At 59.0% G+C, this 17,667-nt stretch carries 14 protein-coding genes, 4 tRNA genes and 1 riboswitch; of the genes, 2 read left to right on the forward strand and 16 right to left on the reverse strand.

The features are described 5' to 3' along the window. Positions 1–105: 105 nt before the first annotated feature. Positions 106–1,548: a magnesium transporter gene (mgtE, locus tag JQF37_RS30760; RefSeq protein WP_047532344.1), complete on the reverse strand. Its 1,443-nt coding sequence runs from the start codon at positions 1,546–1,548 to the stop codon at positions 106–108. 322 nt (positions 1,549–1,870) lie between these two features. Between mgtE and JQF37_RS30765 the strand changes: the two genes are divergently transcribed. Then, positions 1,871–2,389, forward strand: coding sequence for a cell envelope protein SmpA (locus JQF37_RS30765; protein WP_130211407.1), 519 nt, complete (start codon positions 1,871–1,873; stop codon positions 2,387–2,389). 19 nt (positions 2,390–2,408) lie between these two features. Here JQF37_RS30765 and JQF37_RS30770 read toward each other — a convergent pair. The 8 genes from JQF37_RS30770 to ltaE all read right to left on the reverse strand — a co-directional run bounded on the left by JQF37_RS30770 (position 2,409) and on the right by ltaE (position 8,527). Beyond that, positions 2,409–2,485: transfer RNA gene (locus JQF37_RS30770), tRNA-Arg, on the reverse strand. A 72-nt stretch (positions 2,486–2,557) separates the two neighbouring features. Then, positions 2,558–2,634: transfer RNA gene (locus JQF37_RS30775), tRNA-Arg, on the reverse strand. A 72-nt stretch (positions 2,635–2,706) separates the two neighbouring features. Beyond that, positions 2,707–2,783 (reverse strand) — tRNA-Arg (locus JQF37_RS30780). 108 nt (positions 2,784–2,891) lie between these two features. Further along, positions 2,892–2,982, reverse strand: a tRNA-Ser gene (locus tag JQF37_RS30785). Between the two features lie 62 nt (positions 2,983–3,044). Then, entirely contained in the window at positions 3,045–3,233 is a 189-nt protein-coding gene (gene csrA / locus JQF37_RS30790) for a carbon storage regulator CsrA (protein WP_002554426.1), read from the reverse strand. Between the two features lie 185 nt (positions 3,234–3,418). Beyond that, positions 3,419–4,660, reverse strand: coding sequence for an aspartate kinase (locus JQF37_RS30795; protein WP_007934911.1), 1,242 nt, complete (start codon positions 4,658–4,660; stop codon positions 3,419–3,421). 91 nt (positions 4,661–4,751) lie between these two features. Further along, the gene (gene alaS / locus JQF37_RS30800) at positions 4,752–7,376 is read right to left on the reverse strand and encodes an alanine--tRNA ligase (RefSeq protein WP_130211408.1); all 2,625 of its coding nucleotides are present in this window, start codon (positions 7,374–7,376) and stop codon (positions 4,752–4,754) included. A 146-nt stretch (positions 7,377–7,522) separates the two neighbouring features. After that, the gene (gene ltaE / locus JQF37_RS30805; protein WP_130211409.1) at positions 7,523–8,527 is read right to left on the reverse strand and encodes a low-specificity L-threonine aldolase; all 1,005 of its coding nucleotides are present in this window, start codon (positions 8,525–8,527) and stop codon (positions 7,523–7,525) included. 196 nt (positions 8,528–8,723) lie between these two features. After that, a riboswitch (FMN riboswitch) is annotated at positions 8,724–8,894 on the forward strand. Between the two features lie 115 nt (positions 8,895–9,009). Here ltaE and JQF37_RS30810 point away from each other — a divergent pair. Then, positions 9,010–9,519 carry a 6,7-dimethyl-8-ribityllumazine synthase gene (locus tag JQF37_RS30810; RefSeq protein WP_130211410.1) on the forward strand — a complete coding sequence of 170 codons (510 nt, stop codon included), beginning with the start codon at positions 9,010–9,012 and terminating at the stop codon, positions 9,517–9,519. A 120-nt stretch (positions 9,520–9,639) separates the two neighbouring features. Here the strand turns inward: JQF37_RS30810 and astE are convergent, their stop codons facing one another. The 7 genes from astE to JQF37_RS30845 all read right to left on the reverse strand — a co-directional run bounded on the left by astE (position 9,640) and on the right by JQF37_RS30845 (position 17,521). Further along, positions 9,640–10,650, reverse strand: coding sequence for a succinylglutamate desuccinylase (gene astE, locus JQF37_RS30815; protein ID WP_047532369.1), 1,011 nt, complete (start codon positions 10,648–10,650; stop codon positions 9,640–9,642). A 12-nt stretch (positions 10,651–10,662) separates the two neighbouring features. Next, positions 10,663–10,950, reverse strand: coding sequence for a topoisomerase II (locus JQF37_RS30820; protein ID WP_130211411.1), 288 nt, complete (start codon positions 10,948–10,950; stop codon positions 10,663–10,665). Positions 10,951–11,011: 61 nt separating this feature from the next. Beyond that, positions 11,012–12,358, reverse strand: coding sequence for an N-succinylarginine dihydrolase (gene astB, locus JQF37_RS30825; protein ID WP_130211412.1), 1,347 nt, complete (start codon positions 12,356–12,358; stop codon positions 11,012–11,014). 163 nt (positions 12,359–12,521) lie between these two features. Then, positions 12,522–13,991, reverse strand: a complete 1,470-nt coding sequence (astD, locus tag JQF37_RS30830) for a succinylglutamate-semialdehyde dehydrogenase (RefSeq protein WP_189340513.1) — start codon at positions 13,989–13,991, stop codon at positions 12,522–12,524. Next, entirely contained in the window at positions 13,988–15,013 is a 1,026-nt protein-coding gene (astA, locus tag JQF37_RS30835; RefSeq protein WP_090324582.1) for an arginine N-succinyltransferase, read from the reverse strand. Before astA ends, astD begins: the two co-directional genes overlap by 4 nt. A gap of 73 nt (positions 15,014–15,086) precedes the next feature. Then, complete coding sequence (aruF, locus tag JQF37_RS30840; RefSeq protein ID WP_025112905.1) at positions 15,087–16,106, reverse strand: arginine/ornithine succinyltransferase subunit alpha; 1,020 nt, start codon at positions 16,104–16,106, stop codon at positions 15,087–15,089. Between the two features lie 194 nt (positions 16,107–16,300). Beyond that, the gene (locus JQF37_RS30845; protein ID WP_130211414.1) at positions 16,301–17,521 is read right to left on the reverse strand and encodes an aspartate aminotransferase family protein; all 1,221 of its coding nucleotides are present in this window, start codon (positions 17,519–17,521) and stop codon (positions 16,301–16,303) included. Positions 17,522–17,667: the final 146 nt, after the last annotated feature.

The following is a 17,667-nucleotide window of genomic DNA, read 5'->3' on the forward strand; positions in this document are numbered from 1 at the left end:
TCCGATGCCAGAGGTCTGGCATCGGATTTTCTAGGAAGCCCGGCTTTGACTCAAATGCTTAAGTGAACAGCATTACGCCGGAAGGCGGGCTTTAGGACAAACATCTCAGAGCAGGAAGATCGTCGCCAGACCAAGGAAGATAAAGAACCCCCCGCTATCAGTCATGGCCGTAATCATGACACTGGCCCCCATGGCAGGATCGCGCCCAAGCCGCGCCAGCGTCATCGGGATCAGAACCCCCATCAGTGCTGCAAGCAACAAATTGAGTGTCATGGCAGCGGTCATCACCACACCCAAAGACCAGCTGCCGTATAGAAGATAGGCAACAACGCCGATCACACCACCCCAAATCACGCCATTGATCAGTGCAACCGCCAACTCTTTGCGCATCAGTCGCGAAGTATTGCCAGTGCTCACTTGATCCAACGCCATCGCCCGAACAATCATAGTGATCGTCTGATTACCGGAATTGCCCCCGATACCCGCCACGATCGGCATAAGCGCCGCAAGCGCTACCAGCTTCTCGATTGAGCCTTCGAAAAGACCAATCACCCGCGATGCAACGAATGCAGTGATCAGGTTCACCGCCAGCCAGGCCCAACGGTTACGCAAGGACTTCCAGACGGACGCGAAAATATCTTCTTCTTCGCGCAGACCCGCCATATTGAGAACTTCGTTCTCGCTCTCTTCACGAATCAGGTCGACCATTTCATCAATGGTCAGTCGACCGATCAACTTGCCGTTTTTGTCTACGACAGGTGCCGAAATAAGATCGTATCGCTCAAACGCCTGAGCCGCGTCGTAGGCCTCTTCATCCGGATGAAAGCTCACCGGATCGCTGGCCATCACTTCAGAAACCTGCTTGTCCGGGTCGTTGACCAGCAAACGCTTGATCGGCAACACCCCTTTGAGGACGCCGTCGTAATCAACCACAAACAGTTTGTCGGTATGGCCGGGCAGCTCCTTGAGGCGCCGCAGGTAGCGCAAAACCACTTCGAGACTGACATCCTCACGGATGGTCACCATCTCGAAGTCCATCAAGGCACCGACCTGATCCTCGTCATAGGACAATGCGGAGCGAACACGCTCACGCTGCTGACCATCGAGAGTTTCCATCAGCTCATGGACGACATCTCGCGGCAGCTCTGAGGCCAGGTCAGCAAGTTCGTCGGCATCCATGTCCTTGGCTGCAGCCAGGAGCTCATGATCGTCCATGTCGGCGATCAGGGTTTCACGAACCGAGTCGGATACTTCGAGAAGGATGTCGCCGTCGCGATCAGCCTTGACCAATTGCCAAAGCGCCAGACGATCGTCCAGTGGCAAGGCTTCAAGGATATAGGCGACGTCGGCGGAGTGCAGATCATCGAGCTTGCGTTGCAACTCGACGAGATTCTGCCGGTGGACCAGGTTCTCAACCCGATCGTGATGCGGGCCTTCCTGGCGATGAGTCAGGTCTTCCACTACTCGCTGACGCTGCAACAGCTCAACAACTTGAGCGAGGCGGTCCTGCAAGCTTTCTTGCGTTTTCTTTACTTCAACTTCAGACATAGGCGAACTCCACTCCCAGCAGCGGGGCACGCCGGAAGTATCAATCAGTCAATTCATGATTGGAAAAACGGGGTATTAAGTAACTACTGGGTAAGTCCATGGAGGTATTCCACAAGCCCCGGCGGGGCTGACGGGCGCAATGATAACACCGCCCGACGGTTTTAAACGTTAAAAAATCGTGGCTGAAACAAGCGCTTGCGAAACAATCTTGAGCGCCATCCTGATCCTTCAAACTGCGACGACTCATCCCGAAAAGAAAACACACCGACAAATGAAAATGTAGCAGCTACCTTTGAACGAGCACCGTCACGGAGGACGTCGAATGCCACAAAAATCATCCTGCCTTCTACTGCTCCCCCTTCTTTGCCTGCCACTCGTCGTACACGCCACAACCATCCATCGCTGCGAAGCGCCTGACGGACGCATCACCTTCACTACAATGGGCTGCGCAGCCGGCGAGCACCTTTCAACCCAGGAAGTGCAACCCTACTCGCCCGGCACGGCTATCGCCCTCATGCCGGACGCCAACCCCCTAGCAACACCGGGAAGGACATTCACAAACCGCGATATGACTGTCGTCGGCCAGCCAGAGGACAAATGTGGAAACCTGATCAGTGCCAGGGAGCGCCGAGAAGCAATCATCAATCAGCGAATTGTTGCCGGCATGAGCCAACAAGACGTCGAAAGCGCCTTGGGCAAACCAGACAAGATCAACATTCGGAATTCGACCACGAGTTATCGCTACGACACCAAGCGAGGTCGAAGCGCAAACGTAGAATTTGATGCGAGAGGATGTACGAAAGGAAAAGCCAAATCCCGGACGGCAAAAAGCCCGCATTAAATGCGGGCTTTCTGTTGTATGGTGCACTCGACAGGATTCGAACCTGTGACCGCTCGGTTCGTAGCCGAGTACTCTATCCAGCTGAGCTACGAGTGCATTTTGTGTTTTTATACCAGATCACAACTGGTTGAAGCCAAGTCATTCACATCACTGCAAACAACTCTTAAATGGTGCACTCGACAGGATTCGAACCTGTGACCGCTCGGTTCGTAGCCGAGTACTCTATCCAGCTGAGCTACGAGTGCATTTTGTGTTTTTATACCAGATCACAACTGGTTGAAGCCAAGTCATTCACATCACTGCAAACAACTCTTAAATGGTGCACTCGACAGGATTCGAACCTGTGACCGCTCGGTTCGTAGCCGAGTACTCTATCCAGCTGAGCTACGAGTGCATTTGTTGCCGCGCATTATAGGCCGTTCAATCTGTTTGTAAAGCGCTTTTTTCTAGTAATTTCAACAACTTACCGAAGAAGCCAGATTACAACGTACTACGAAAATAATGGCGGAGAACGGGGGATTCGAACCCCCGACACCCTTTTGAGGTGTACTCCCTTAGCAGGGGAGCGCCTTCGGCCACTCGGCCAGCTCTCCGCAACACGGGGCGTATATTAACCAGCTTCTTCCCCGTTTGCAAACATAAAAAACGATAAAAATTAATGGCTTGGTTCTTCGTCCTTCTCTTTCTTGATACGCAGGTAGATTTCCTCACGGTGGACAGCCACCTCTTTAGGGGCATTCACACCAATACGCACTTGATTTCCTTTGACGCCGAGCACGGTCACAGTGATTTCGCCATCACCAATAATCAGGCTTTCTGCGCACCGACGAGTCAGAATCAGCATACCTTTCTCCTCACGCATTACATTTCAGGGACAACAGTCTGCAAAAAAAGAGGCACTCGACCTACAACCAAAGCGGTCGCGGCCTGCATGCCTGAGTATTGACCAGCACGAGCAAAAGAACAGCTTCGGGTCGCGCCGTTCAAAAAGCAAAGAGCGCGGTCAGACCGCGCTCCTTGGCAAACGCATCACTCGCCCTGGCGGGCCGGTGCGTCCAGTTCGAAAGCCGTGTGCAGGGCGCGCACAGCCAGTTCCAGGTACTTCTCTTCGATCACTACGGAGACTTTGATTTCCGAGGTCGAGATCATCTGGATGTTGATGCTTTCCTTGGCCAGGGATTCGAACATGCGGCTGGCTACGCCTGCGTGGGAGCGCATGCCAACGCCGACGATCGAAACCTTGGCGATCTTGGTGTCACCCACGACTTCACGGGCGCCGATCTCGCGAGCGGTGTTTTCCAGCACTGATTGTGCGGCCTGATAGTCGTTGCGGTGCACGGTAAAGGTGAAGTCGGTGGTGTTATCGTGCGCAACGTTCTGCACGATCATGTCGACTTCGATATTCGCGGCACTGATAGGACCGAGAATCTTGAACGCCACGCCCGGGGTGTCTGGCACGCCACGGATGGTCAGCTTGGCTTCATCGCGGTTGAAAGCGATGCCGGAAATGATCGGCTGTTCCATGGTTTCCTCTTCATCAATAGTAATGAGGGTGCCCGGACCCTCCTTGAAGCTGTGCAGTACGCGCAGCGGAACGTTGTACTTGCCGGCGAACTCGACCGCACGGATCTGCAACACCTTGGAACCGAGGCTGGCCATTTCCAGCATCTCTTCGAAGGTGATCTTGTCCAGGCGCTGGGCCACGGACACGACGCGCGGGTCCGTGGTGTAGACGCCATCGACATCGGTGTAGATCTGGCATTCATCAGCCTTCAAGGCTGCTGCCAGGGCCACACCCGTGGTGTCAGAACCGCCACGACCGAGGGTCGTGATATTGCCGTGCTCGTCGACACCCTGGAAACCAGCGACAACGACCACACGACCAGCCTTCAGGTCGCCGCGAATCTTCTGGTCATCAATCTGCAAGATACGCGCTTTATTGTGCGCGCTATCCGTCAGAATCCGGACCTGATTACCGGTGTACGAAACCGCCGGCACACCGCGCTTGATCAGCGCCATGGCCAACAGGGCAATCGTCACCTGCTCGCCGGTGGAAACGATCACGTCCAGTTCACGCGGAACCGGTTGCCCGTCGCCACTGATTTGCTTGGCCAGATCGATCAGACGGTTGGTTTCGCCGCTCATTGCAGACAGCACAACCACCAGGTCATCGCCGGCATCGCGGAATTTCTTAACCTTGTCGGCGACTTGCTCGATTCTCTCGACAGTGCCGACCGAGGTGCCTCCAAATTTCTGTACGATCAAAGCCATTTCAAAGCCGCCTCTGCCCATGAAGGGCGCCCAAATAATCACTCAAACAGCGTTCCGGCCCGCCACTAGACTGCGGGCCGAGAGCACTGCCTTATAAACCCTGCTCTACAAATGGAACGGTCAGCGCCAGTGCTGCATCCAGTGCGCCAGCGTCGGTACCGCCGCCCTGCGCCATGTCCGGACGACCACCGCCCTTCCCGCCCACTGCCGCAGCGGCTTGCTTCATCAAATCACCGGCTTTGAGTTGGCCAGTCAGGTCCTTGGTTACACCTGCAACCAGTACGACCTTTTCCTCATGGACACTGCCGAGCAGGATCACTGCGCGGCCGAGTTTGTTTTTCAGCTGATCGACCAGCGCCAGCAGCGCCTTGCCATCCTGACCGTCCAGACGCACGGACAGCACTTTCACACCCTTGACGTCCAGTGCCGAAGCCGACAGATCGTCGCCCGCGGCGCTGGCGGCCTTGGCTTGCAATTGCTCGAGTTGTTTCTCCAGCAGACGGTTGCGCTCCAGCACAGCCGACAACTTGTCGATCAGGTTGTCGCGGCTGCCCTTGACCAGGTTGGCCGCTTCCTTGAGTTGTTCTTCGGCCGCATTCAAGTAGGCCAGGGCCGCAGCACCGGTGACCGCTTCGATACGACGCACACCAGACGCCACACCGCCCTCACTGATGATTTTCAGCAGGCCGATGTCGCCGGTACGGTTGGCGTGAATACCGCCGCACAGCTCAACGGAGAAATCACCGCCCATGCTCAGCACGCGAACATTGTCGCCATACTTCTCGCCGAACAGCGCCATGGCGCCTTTCTTCTTGGCGGTTTCGATATCGGTCTCTTCGGTTTCAACCGCGGAGTTCTTGCGAATTTCGGCGTTGACGATCTCTTCCAGCGCTTTGAGCTGTTCCGGCTTGATCGCCTCGAAGTGACTGAAGTCGAAACGCAGGCGCTGACTGTCGACCAACGAGCCTTTCTGCTGAACGTGATCGCCCAGCACCTGGCGCAACGCGGCGTGCAGCAAGTGAGTGGCCGAGTGGTTCAGCGAAGTGGCGTGACGCACGTCAGCCTCGACGTGGGTTTCCACCGGCGCACCGATCAACAGGCTACCCGACGCCAGCACACCGTGATGCAGGAACGCGCCACCGGTCTTGGTGGTGTCGCGCACATCGAAGCGCGAAGCACCGGCCTGCAGGTAGCCGCAATCGCCGACCTGGCCGCCGGACTCCGCGTAGAACGGGGTCTGGTTCAGAACGACCACGCCTTCTTCGCCTTCGCTCAACACATCGACCGATTGCCCGTCCTTATAGAGGGCAACGACTTTCGCCGAACCGCTGGTGGCGTGGTAACCGGTGAACTCGGTATCGACATCCACCTTGACCAGGCTGTTGTAGTCCATGCCGAAGGAGCTGGCCGAACGGGCACGGACGCGCTGGGCTTCCATTTCGCGTTCGAAACCTTCTTCGTCGATGGTCAGGTTGCGTTCGCGAGCGATGTCGCCGGTCAGGTCCATCGGGAAACCGTAGGTGTCGTAGAGCTTGAACACCACATCGCCGGGCACCACGTCGCCCTTGAGTTCGGCGAGATCCTGCTCGAGGATTTTCAGGCCCTGCTCCAGGGTCTTGGCGAATTGCTCTTCTTCGGCCTTCAGAACGCGTTCGATGTGCGCCTGCTGGGATTTCAGTTCAGGGAAGGCTTCGCCCATCTCGGCGACCAGTGCCGCGACGATCTGGTAGAAGAAGCTGCCCTTGGCCCCGAGCTTGTTGCCGTGACGGCAGGCGCGACGAATGATCCGGCGCAGCACATAGCCACGGCCTTCGTTGGATGGCAGCACGCCGTCAGCGATCAGGAAACCGCAAGAACGGATGTGGTCAGCCACGACTTTCAGGGAAGCCTGTGCGTCGTTGGTGCAACCGATGGCCTTGGCCGATGCGCTCAGCAGGCTCTGGAACAGGTCGATTTCATAGTTCGAATGCACGTGCTGCAGCACGGCACTGATCCGCTCAAGGCCCATGCCGGTGTCTACCGACGGCGCTGGCAGCGGGTGCAACACGCCATCGGCGGTGCGGTTGAACTGCATGAACACGTTGTTCCAGATTTCGATGTAGCGGTCGCCGTCTTCTTCCGGCGAGCCCGGTGGGCCACCCCAGATGTCGGCGCCGTGATCGTAGAAAATCTCGGTGCAAGGACCGCACGGGCCGGTATCGCCCATGGTCCAGAAGTTATCGGAAGCGTAAGGCGCGCCCTTGTTGTCGCCGATACGAACCATGCGCTCGGCGGGAACGCCGATTTCCTTGGTCCAGATGTCGTACGCCTCGTCATCGCTGGCATAGACCGTGACCCAGAGCTTCTCCTTCGGCAGGTTCAGCCATTTGTCGGAAGTCAGGAAGGTCCAGGCGTAGGTGATGGCATCACGCTTGAAATAGTCACCGAAGCTGAAGTTACCCAGCATTTCGAAGAAAGTATGGTGACGGGCGGTATAGCCGACGTTTTCCAGGTCGTTGTGCTTGCCGCCGGCGCGCACGCATTTCTGGCTGCTGACGGCGCGGGTGTACGCGCGCTTTTCCTGGCCCAGGAAACAGTCCTTGAACTGGTTCATCCCCGCGTTGGTGAACAGCAGGGTTGGGTCGTTGCCCGGAATCAAAGAGCTGGAGGCTACACGGGTGTGGCCTTGCTCTTCGAAGAAGCGAAGGAAGGCTTCACGGATTTCTGCGCTTTTCATTAGGTTCTTCCACGGAGGCTGCGGCCAAAGGCCTGTTCGAAACGTCAACAGACGAAGCGACGGCAAAGGGCCGCATTATATCGGCCCTGCGCGCGGGGTACAGCGTGTTTATACGATAGAAACAGTCAATTGGAGCGCTAACGCTATCACTTGCGCGAAAAGTCGACGAATGTCGCGACGACCTGCTCGATTTGCGCCGCACTGACGTCCATGTGCGTGACCATTCGCTGGCGTGCGGCCGCGCTCAACTTGATCCCGCGCGCGTCGGCGAACGCCTTGAGCGCTTCGGCCTGGTCGCCCATCTGCACGTAGACCATATTGGTCTGCACCGGCTCGACCTCAAAACCTGCCGCGCGCAGGCCCTCGGCCAGCAATTGTGCGTTGGCGTGGTCATCAGCCAGCCGCTGAACGTTGTTGTCCAGCGCATACAAGCCTGCCGCCGCCAGAATCCCGGCCTGCCGCATGCCGCCGCCGACCATCTTGCGCAGGCGCCGAGCCTTGCCGATCAACTCGGCCGAGCCGCACAGCACCGAACCCACCGGCGCGCCCAGACCTTTGGACAGACAAACCGAGACAGAGTCGAAATGCCGGGTGATTTCCCGGGCGTCGACCCCGAGCTTGACCGCTGCGTTGTACAGCCGCGCGCCGTCCAGGTGCAGTTGCAGCCCATGCTCACGGGTAAAACGGCGCGCCCTTGCCAGATATTCCAGCGGCAGAACCTTGCCCTGCATGGTGTTTTCCAGCGCCAGCAATCGGGTCCGGGCGAAGTGGAAGTCATCCGGCTTGATCGCGGCGGCGACCTGCGCCAGATCCAGCGAACCATCTGCCTGCACTTCCAGTGGCTGCGGTTGGATCGAACCGAGCACTGCCGCGCCGCCACCTTCGTATTTATAGGTGTGCGCTTGCTGACCGACGATGTACTCGTCACCGCGTTCGCAGTGAGCCATCAGCCCCAACAAATTACTCATCGTGCCGGTCGGTACGAACAGCGCCGCCGCAAAACCCAGGCGCCGGGCCAATTCGGCTTCCAGTCGATTGACCGTCGGATCCTCACCATAAACGTCGTCGCCGGTGGCGGCGCCGGTCATCGCATCGAGCATGCCGGCGGTGGGTTGGGTGACGGTGTCGCTGCGAAGATCGATAACACTCATGAATCTGGCCTCGGTAAACAGGGGAAATCCCTTTCAGAAAAGAATTACTGCGGTCATGCCGATGAATAATCAACCCTTGGAGAAGGAAAAGTCGGGGTAATCCAGTGAAAAATTCGATGAGATTGATCTGAAAGCATCGATGCGCACGTAGGAAATATGTGTTAAAAACGCTGCGCCGCCAGACAATCTGGCGGCAAAACGTTCTCAGGGCGGGGTGCAACTCCCCACCGGCGGTAATTGCGCGCAACGCGCATAGCCCGCGAGCGCTTGGCGACAGTACGGCTTCGGCGGTGACTGGCGGCAAGGTCAGCAGACCCGGTGTGATCCCGGGGCCGACGGTCATAGTCCGGATGAAGAGAGAACGGGATTGGCGCCGCCTAGGCTCTATACCAAAGCGCCGTCCGCAGGCACTTGCGCCTGCGTACCCTTAAATCCCATTCGATTCATAACGCCCTGTTTTTCACACAAACAGGAGTCAGAACATGCAACCCACCGCAATCGACAGCAAAAGCAAAAACCATCACGGCGAACGCGTTGCGTTCATCCAGGCCTGCTGGCACAAGGATATTGTTGATCAGAGCCGTAAAGGCTTCGTCAGCGAAATGATTGCCCAGGGTTATCAGGAATCCGACATCGACTTCTTCGAAGTCGGCGGCGCCTTTGAAATGCCCCTGCACGCCAAGCTGCTGGCCAAGACCGGCCGTTATGCCGGCATCGTAGCGGCAGCCCTCGTGGTGGACGGCGGCATCTACCGTCACGAGTTCGTCGCCCAGTCAGTGGTCAGCGGCCTGATGCAGGTTCAGCTGGAAACCGAAGTGCCAGTGTTCTCGGTGTCCCTGACCCCGCACCACTTCCATGCCGGTGAAGAACACCAGAAGTTCTTCTTCGAGCATTTCGTGCACAAAGGCCAGGAAGCGGCGAAGACGTGCGCGGATACGCTGCACAAGATTCGCAGCCTGCGCCGTACTGAGCCGCGCGCAGTCGCTGTTTAACACAGGACCTGTAGGAGCGAGCCTGCTCGCGATGGTCTTCAACGAAAACGCCGTGTATCTGATACCCCGCGGCGTTCTCAAGTCCATCGCGAGCGAGCTCGCTCCTACAGGGTTATCCGGTCAGGCCAGATTTTCGTCGGTGGTCGGTACGATCAGGATGCCGGCACGCAGGCCATTCTTCACCTTGGGGTTCGGGAAGATGATCCGGGCGCCCTCCTCCTCGATGATCCAGCGGGTCTGGGCGATGTCTTCGGCCAACAGATAACCCACTTCCAACTCCGAAAAGTTTTCGATGTCCGCTGGCAAGTTCAGGCGGAAGTTATCGCTGTGCTTGATGATTTCCCGCGCGACGCTGAACAGCTTCAAGCCATCCAGCGCCACTTCATTCAGCGCCGGCTCGGAGCCTTCGATAATCTGTTTGAGGCGTGTTTCCAGCCTGGACACGTTCACCCCGTCGTTCTGCCCGAATGGCCGCGCCTTGCCCAACTCCAGCGTGAAGGACTCGGCACCGAGCTTGTCGTAGGTGTAGGAACTGAAAACGATGGACGGCTTGTTCTGCAGCAGCACCGCCTCCATGCCGGCGGCGCGCAGGCGGGCCAGCTCCTGGCGTGAATGCTGACGACCTTCCTTCCACGGATACAACGCGAACTGCTCGATTTTCGAGCCGCGAATAGCGGTATGCAGGTCATAGTGCAGGCGATCGCGGTCCGGCAGGCTGAAGAAACTCGCCGCCAGGCGCTCCAGCTCACAAGCGCGCAACGCTTCGGAGCCGCTGCTTTGTTCGTGACGGCCGTTGAACAGCCGATTGACGTCCTGCTCGACGAAACGCTCGCCTTTGCGAATCGCCTCGGGGTTGCCGAACAGGAACAGAATACGTGCACGCGGTTTCAGATCACCGCGGGCGATGTCATGCAACAGGCGATCGAGCAGTTCGATCGGCGCTGTTTCATTACCGTGGATACCCGCCGACAGCAGCAGGTCCAGGCCATTGTCGCGAGCTTCAGGTGGCCGGACTTCCAGCGCACCTTCGCTCAACCAGCGCATGCGCACGCCTTCGACAGTCAGTTGAGTCTTCTCCGCCGGTTCACGGCCGGCGAGGGTCAGTTCAAGCAGTTTGCCGAGGGCGAGCATAGAGCGGTTTCCTTAGTGATCGTGATTGCAATCCGGGCCGTGAACGTGGTCTTCGTCACCGACTTCAGCCGGTTCCATTTCCAGTTGCAGACTTACCAGATTAGTCGCCAATGGGCGCAGCAGCAGGTTGGCGTATTCGGCGTCACCTTCTTCGACGTCCACGCCAATCAGCAACTGACCACGGCCATCATGCTGGATCCACAGCTCTTTGCCTTGCCACAGGACCGCGACACGGGTGCAGGAAGTCTCCAGTTGCGTGCCATCGGTGTCTTCAAGGATCAGCTGCAGGGTATCGCTCATTTATTTACGCTCTCATTTGAGATGAAGCGGCGCGCTGTCGTGCCCGAGCGCGCGCCGTCGATCAATTGATCTGGAATGGATAAACCGAGCCCAGTTTAAGGATTTGTGTCAGTTCATCCAGTGCCGTCCGGCACTCAAGCAACAATTGCGGGTCCGCCAGATCGTTTTCGGTCATGCGGTCGCGGTAGTGCTTGTCGACCCATTCGGTCAACGTGCCATACAACGGCGCCGTCATGATAACTCCTGGATTGACCGCCGCCAGTTCGGTTTCGTTGAGAGCGACGCGCAAACGCAGGCAAGCCGGGCCACCGCCGTTCTGCATGCTCTGCTTGAGATCGAAGACTTTGACTTCGCGGATCAGGCCGCCGGAGCTGGTCAAACCCTGCAGGTATTGCCAGACACGCTCATTGCCACGGCACTCTTCCGGCACGATCAACAGCATGGAACCGTCCGGACGGGACAGCAGCTGGCTATTGAACAGGTAGGAACGAACCGCGTCTTCAACGGTTACAGCGGAACGCGGCACGCAGATCGACTGGAATTTGCCACCGACCCTGGCGAGCTTGCTCTGCAACTCGGCCAGCATCTGCTCGGTCTCGAGGAATGCGTCCTCGTGATAGAACAGCACTTCGCCATTACCCACGGCGATCACGTCATTGTGGAATACGCCCTGATCGATCACCGATGGGTTCTGCTGGCCATAGACCACGCCGTCATCGCTCAGGCCGTGCAAACGGGCAACGGCCTGCGACGCTTCGAGGGTCTGGCGCGCCGGGTACTTCTGCGGTGCCGGGTAGCGGGTATCGAACGCACTGCGACCGAAGACGAAAAATTCAACGCCGGCTTCACCGTACTCACGGCAGAAACGGGTGTGGTTGGCGGCGCCTTCGTCACCGAACTGCGCCACGGCCGGCAGGGCCGCGTGGTGCGCGAAGTGCTTCTGGTCGGCGAACATCGCCCCCAGCACGCGACTGGTGGTCGGGTGTTCGATGCTGCGGTGGTATTTGCAATTCAGGTTGGCGGCGGTGAAATGCACGCGGCCATCCGCGGTGTCGGCACTTGGGCTGACGGTAGCGGCGTTGGCCACCCACATGCTCGAAGCCGAGCAGCTGGCAACCAGCAGGGGCATGGCGTCTTTGGCGGCGCGCTCGATGACTTGAGCGTCGGTGCCGCTGAAGCCCAGGCGACGCAATGCCGCCACGTCCGGGCGCTCTTGTGGCGCCAGCACGCCTTGCTGAAAGCCCATTTCCATCAGCGCTTTCATTTTTGCCAGGCCTTGCAGCGCGGCTTCCTTCGGGTTCGAAGACTGCTGGCTGTTGCTCTGGGACGCCACGTTGCCGTAGGACAGGCCACCGTAGTTATGGGTAGGCCCCACTAGACCGTCAAAATTGACTTCATAGGATTTCATCAGCGAGGCTCCACGAGAATCTGTTGTTATAGGCTTCAGTAACTATTCTTTTAGACCGAGTCGCGGCCATCGCGAGCAAGCTCGCTCCCACAGGTTCAGTGGTGTTCATACAATTTGTGTACGACGCAATCACTGTGGGAGCGAGCTTGCTCGCGAAAGGGCGTCAGGCCATTTTCACGCCGGGGGTCAGAGCCGACGGCAAGGCCAGGCTCGGGGTTTCCAGCGAGGCCACCGGATACGCGCAGTAATCCGCCGCGTAGTAGGCGCTGGCGCGATGGTTGCCCGAGGCGCCAACGCCGCCGAATGGCGCGCTGCTGGCAGCACCGGTCAACTGCTTGTTCCAGTTGACGATACCGGCACGGCTCTCCAGCCAGAATTGCTGGTAACGCGCTTCGGAATCCGACAGCAGACCCGCAGCCAGACCGTAGGCCGTGTCGTTGGCCTCAGCAATCGCCGATTCAAAATCAGCGTAGCGGATCACTTGCAGCAGCGGGCCGAACAACTCTTCGTCCGGGCGATCCGCCACGGCGGTCACATCCAGAATGCCAGGGGTCAGCAATGCGGATTGCGCCTGAGGCTGAGTCATCTCCAGCAACGACACCGCACCGTTAGCCAGCAACTGTGCCTGGGCGTCCATCAGTGCTTTAGCGGCGCCGAGGGAAATCACCGAGCCCATGAACGGTGCCGGTTGTTGATCGAAGGCCCCGACTGAAAGAGTCGAGCTGACCGCCACCAGACGCGCCAGCAGGGTGTCGCCCCAGGCGCCTTGCGGCACCAGCAGGCGGCGCGCGCAGGTGCAACGCTGACCGGCAGAAATGAAAGCCGACTGGATGATGGTGTAAATGGCGGCATCGAGGTCGGCGACCTGATCGACCACCAGCGGGTTGTTGCCACCCATTTCCAGCGCCAGGATCTTGTCCGGACGACCGGCGAATTGTTGGTGCAGATGATTGCCGGTACGGCTGGAACCGGTGAAGAACAGACCGTCGATGCCAGGGTTCGCCGCCAGGGCGATACCGGTTTCGCGAGCGCCTTGCAGCAGGTTCAACACGCCGGCTGGCAAGCCGGCTTCGATCCAGCACTTGACCGTCAACTCGGCGACTTTCGGCGTCAGCTCGCTCGGTTTGAACAGCACGGTGTTACCGGCCAGCAACGCCGGCACGATGTGGCCGTTGGGCAGGTGACCAGGGAAATTGTAGGGACCGAACACGGCGACCACGCCATGTGGCTTGTGACGCAGTACGGCGGTGGCGTCGCCCAGCGGGCCGCTCTTCTCGCCGGTACGTTCACGGTAACTCTGCACCGAGATCGCAATCTTGTTGACCATGCTGGTGACTTCGGTCGCCGCTTCCCAGAGGGGTTTGCCGGTTTCTTCACCGATGGTGCGGGCCAGTTCGTCAGCGTTGTTCTTCAATGCCGCGGCGAAAGCCTCCAGCACCGAGATGCGTTCTTCCAGCGTGCGGCGAGCCCAGGCCGGGAACGCCTGGCGCGCCGCTTGTACGGCCGATTCAACTTGGGCAGCGGTAGCGCCTTCGCCGGACCAAACCACCTGCTGGGTCACCGGGTTCAGCGACTCGAAGGTTTCGCCCTGACCGGCCAGCCATTCACCTGCAATGTAAAGCGACTTCATTATTTCGACTCCCGAGCAGCGGACAACGGAACGGCGCGCACTTGATCGCCGGCGTTGAGTTGAAGACGTTTGGCGGTCAGCGGATCGACCACCAGCGTACCGGCGGCGAAGCGTGCGGGTGCGGCAGTGATCCGGCAGTCTTCGCGCTTGCGGTTGTGAATAATGAATGGCGTGGCGTCGTCACCCGGCGTGCCGATGGCCAGCACCAGGGCCTGGCTGTCGCGCACCGCACGGATCTTGCCGGTTTCGCACTCGATGGCCGGGCCGGCGTCGAAGATATCGACGTAGCCTTGATAGCTGAAACCTTCGCTCTTGAGCATCGCCAGCGCCGGCTCAGTGTCGGGATGAACCTGACCGATCACGTTGCGTGCCTCCGGAGAGAGGAAGCAGGTGTACAGCGGGAATTTCGGCATCAGTTCGGCGATGAACGCCTTGTTGCCAACGCCGGTCAGGTAATCGGCCTGGCTGAATTCCATTTTGAAGAAGTGCCGGCCCAGGCTTTCCCAGAATGGCGAACGCCCGGCTTCATCGGACACGCCGCGCATCTCGGCGATGATCTTGTTGCCGAACAGGTGCGGGAATTCGGCGATGAACAGCATCCGCGCCTTGGACAGCATGCGGCCGTTGAGGCCACTGCGGTAGTCGGCGTGCAGGAACAACGAGCACAGTTCCGAGTTACCGGTCAGGTCGTTGGCCAGGAACAGCGTCGGGATTTCGCGATAGATCTTCAGCTCCTGCGAGGCACTGACCGTCAGCCCCACGCGGAAGTTGTACCAAGGCTCACGCAGGCCTACGGCACCGGCGATGGCGGAAATGCCCACCACGCGGCCGTCATCGTCTTCGAGTACGAACAGGTAGTCCGCATCGCCCCGCCCGGCTTCGCCACGGAAAGTCTTCTCGGCCCAGCCGACCCGATGGGCCAGGCGCTCTTCGTTGGCTGGCAAGGTGGTCAGGCCGGTGCCGGTGCTGCGGGCCAGGTCGATCAGAGCGGGTAAATCGCTGCTGCGTACGGGACGAACGATCATGCTATCTCCTCAATCGGGTCGCTTGCGCCACCCGCGAAACTCGCTGCTTTCTAAGCATTCATTGAAGCAGGCGTTAAACCGCCACCAGGCGCACGCTGGCACCTTCACCGACGCCCAGGGCTTCGGCTGCTTCCAGATCCAGGGTGACGGGTTTGCCCGGCGCGTAATCAAGCTCGAGCAATACCGCGCGGTAATCCTGCAACTGGGCGTTGGCCACCAGGTACTGACGACCGGCGCCTTTGACCGGCTCACCGATTTTCACCGGCACCACACGGCTCTGGGCAATCGAACGAATCCCCGAAACACGGGCGTGCAAGGTCGGGCCGCCGTCGAAGATGTCGATGTAGTGATCGGTCTCGAAGCCTTCGCGCATCAAGATGTCGAAAGTGATCTGCGCCCGCGGGTGAACCTGCCCCATCGCTTCTTGTGCCGAATCCGGCAGCAACGGCACATAGATCGGGTAATGCGGCATCAGTTCGGCGAGGAACGTCCGGCTCTTCAGGCCGCAAAGACGCTCTGCTTCGGCGTAGTTGAGGTCGAAGAAGTTGCGACCGATGGCGTCCCAGAACGGCGAATCGCCATTTTCATCGCTGTAACCGACGATCTCGGTCACCACGGAATCGGCAAAGCGCTCCGGATGGCTGGCCACGAACAGCAGGCGACCACGGGAATTGAGCTCCGCCCAAGGCGACCCCACCAGCTCGCGCTGTACGTAGAAACTGGTCAGCAAGCTGTTGCCGGTCAGGTCGTGGCACTGAGAAAGCACATGAATCTTGTTATGAATCTTCAGCTCACGGGAAGCATGCACGAAGGTTTCATTGCGGAAACTGTAGAACGGCTCGGAATAGCCTGCCGAGGCGACGATTGCCGAGCAACCGACCAGTTTGCCGGTCGCGGTGTCTTCGAGGACGAAGAAATAGCTCTCTTCACCGTTGAAGCTGACTTCGGCGGCGAATGAGGCTTCGCTTGCCGCGATCTTGTCGCTCAGGCGTTCAACGTCATCCGGCAGGGAAGTGACACCAATAGGGCTGTCCGCAGCCAGACGCTGTACCTCGCCCAGATCAGCCATTTGCGCGGGGCGCATCACCAGCATGGTGTCACTCCTTTTTAAAAACTCTTTGAGGAAAATTAGCCGGCCCCTTGTAGGAGCGGGCCTGCTCGTGAGGCTGGATCAGTAACAATGATGTCGACTGACACACCCTCGCGAGCAGACTCGCTCCGACAGGAAAGCGGGTCCGGCATCAGAATTGGGTTCGACGCCTGAATGGACAGGCGTCGAAAGGTCTATCAGGCTTGTGTCAGCTTAGCTGCGGCGCGCTCGAAGCGATCCAGGCCGGCATCAATATCGGCGTCGTCAATCACCAGGCTCGGGGCAAAACGAATCACGTCCGGGCCGGCTTGCAGAATCATCAGGCCTTCTTTTTCAGCGGCGTTGAAGATGTCCTTGGCCTTGCCTTTCCAGGCATCGCTCAGTACGCAACCGATCAGCAGGCCCAGGCCACGCACCTGGGTGAACAGGCCGTATTTCTCGCCGATTTGTTCCAGGCGGGCCTTGAACTTGTCGTGCTTGGCATTGACACCGTTCAGCACTTCAGGGGTGTTGATCACGTCGATCACGGCTTCCGCGACGGCGCATGCCAGCGGGTTGCCGCCGTAGGTGGTGCCGTGGGTGCCAACGACCAGGTGTTTGGCCAGGTCTTCGGTGGTCAACATCGCCGCGATCGGGAAACCGCCGCCCAGGCTCTTGGCGCTGGTCAGGATGTCCGGGGTCACGCCGTAGTGTTGATACGCGAACAGCTTGCCGCTGCGGCCCATACCGGTTTGCACTTCGTCGAACACCAGCAGCGCGTTGTGCTCGGTGCACAACTCGCGGGCGCCTTGCAGGTAGGCCAGTTCGGCCGGCAGTACGCCGCCCTCACCCTGGATCGGCTCCAGTACCACGGCACAGGTCTTGTCGGAAACGGCGGCTTTCAAAGCGGCCAGATCGTTGTAAGGGACGTGAGTGATACCGGTGATTTTTGGACCGAAGCCGTCGGAGTACTTCGACTGGCCACCCACGTTCACGGTGAACAGAGTACGACCGTGGAAGCTGTTCAGCGCGGCAATGATTTCGTATTTTTCGCTGCCGAAGCGATCGAACGCGACGCGACGGGCCAGCTTGAAGGCAGCCTCGTTGGCTTCAGCACCGGAGTTGCAGAAGAACACGCGCTCGGCAAAAGTGGCATCGATCAGCTTATGGGCCAGGCGCAAGGCCGGCTCATTGGTGAACACGTTGGACACATGCCACAGCTTGTTGGCTTGCTCGGTCAACGCACCGACCAGCGCCGGATGCGCATGGCCCAATACGTTTACCGCAATCCCGCCGGCGAAGTCGATCAACTCGCGGCCGGACTGGTCCCATACGCGGGAACCGGCGCCACGCACTGGAATGAAAGCGGCAGGCGCGTAGTTGGGAACCATTACCTGGTCGAAATCGGCGCGTTGTACCGCAGCGTGCTCAACGGACATCGGAGTCTCCTGAAGACGAACACTCGCCTGAAACTGGCGAGCGATGGGGGGATTGTAAGGACAGTTTTCGGCCCGGCCTTGCCGCCAAGCGACAACTTCTTATAGCGCAAACCCCGGATTTTCCCGGGTTTACGGCAATGCGACAT

The organism is Pseudomonas sp. MIL9 (assembly GCF_016887925.1).
GTDB classification, from domain to species: domain Bacteria; phylum Pseudomonadota; class Gammaproteobacteria; order Pseudomonadales; family Pseudomonadaceae; genus Aquipseudomonas; species Aquipseudomonas mohnii.

What these genes read in the sequence shown, in the direction of transcription:
- mgtE (WP_047532344.1), bottom strand. Translation starts at nt 1,548, where the DNA reads ATGTCTGAAGTTGAAGTAAAGAAAACGCAAGAAAGCTTGCAGGACCGC.
- JQF37_RS30765 (WP_130211407.1), top strand. Translation starts at nt 1,871, where the DNA reads ATGCCACAAAAATCATCCTGCCTTCTACTGCTCCCCCTTCTTTGCCTG.
- csrA (WP_002554426.1), bottom strand. Translation starts at nt 3,233, where the DNA reads ATGCTGATTCTGACTCGTCGGTGCGCAGAAAGCCTGATTATTGGTGAT.
- JQF37_RS30795 (WP_007934911.1), bottom strand. Translation starts at nt 4,660, where the DNA reads ATGGCTTTGATCGTACAGAAATTTGGAGGCACCTCGGTCGGCACTGTC.
- alaS (WP_130211408.1), bottom strand. Translation starts at nt 7,376, where the DNA reads ATGAAAAGCGCAGAAATCCGTGAAGCCTTCCTTCGCTTCTTCGAAGAG.
- ltaE (WP_130211409.1), bottom strand. Translation starts at nt 8,527, where the DNA reads ATGAGTGTTATCGATCTTCGCAGCGACACCGTCACCCAACCCACCGCC.
- JQF37_RS30810 (WP_130211410.1), top strand. Translation starts at nt 9,010, where the DNA reads ATGCAACCCACCGCAATCGACAGCAAAAGCAAAAACCATCACGGCGAA.
- astE (WP_047532369.1), bottom strand. Translation starts at nt 10,650, where the DNA reads ATGCTCGCCCTCGGCAAACTGCTTGAACTGACCCTCGCCGGCCGTGAA.
- JQF37_RS30820 (WP_130211411.1), bottom strand. Translation starts at nt 10,950, where the DNA reads ATGAGCGATACCCTGCAGCTGATCCTTGAAGACACCGATGGCACGCAA.
- astB (WP_130211412.1), bottom strand. Translation starts at nt 12,358, where the DNA reads ATGAAATCCTATGAAGTCAATTTTGACGGTCTAGTGGGGCCTACCCAT.
- astA (WP_090324582.1), bottom strand. Translation starts at nt 15,013, where the DNA reads ATGATCGTTCGTCCCGTACGCAGCAGCGATTTACCCGCTCTGATCGAC.
- aruF (WP_025112905.1), bottom strand. Translation starts at nt 16,106, where the DNA reads ATGCTGGTGATGCGCCCCGCGCAAATGGCTGATCTGGGCGAGGTACAG.
- JQF37_RS30845 (WP_130211414.1), bottom strand. Translation starts at nt 17,521, where the DNA reads ATGTCCGTTGAGCACGCTGCGGTACAACGCGCCGATTTCGACCAGGTA.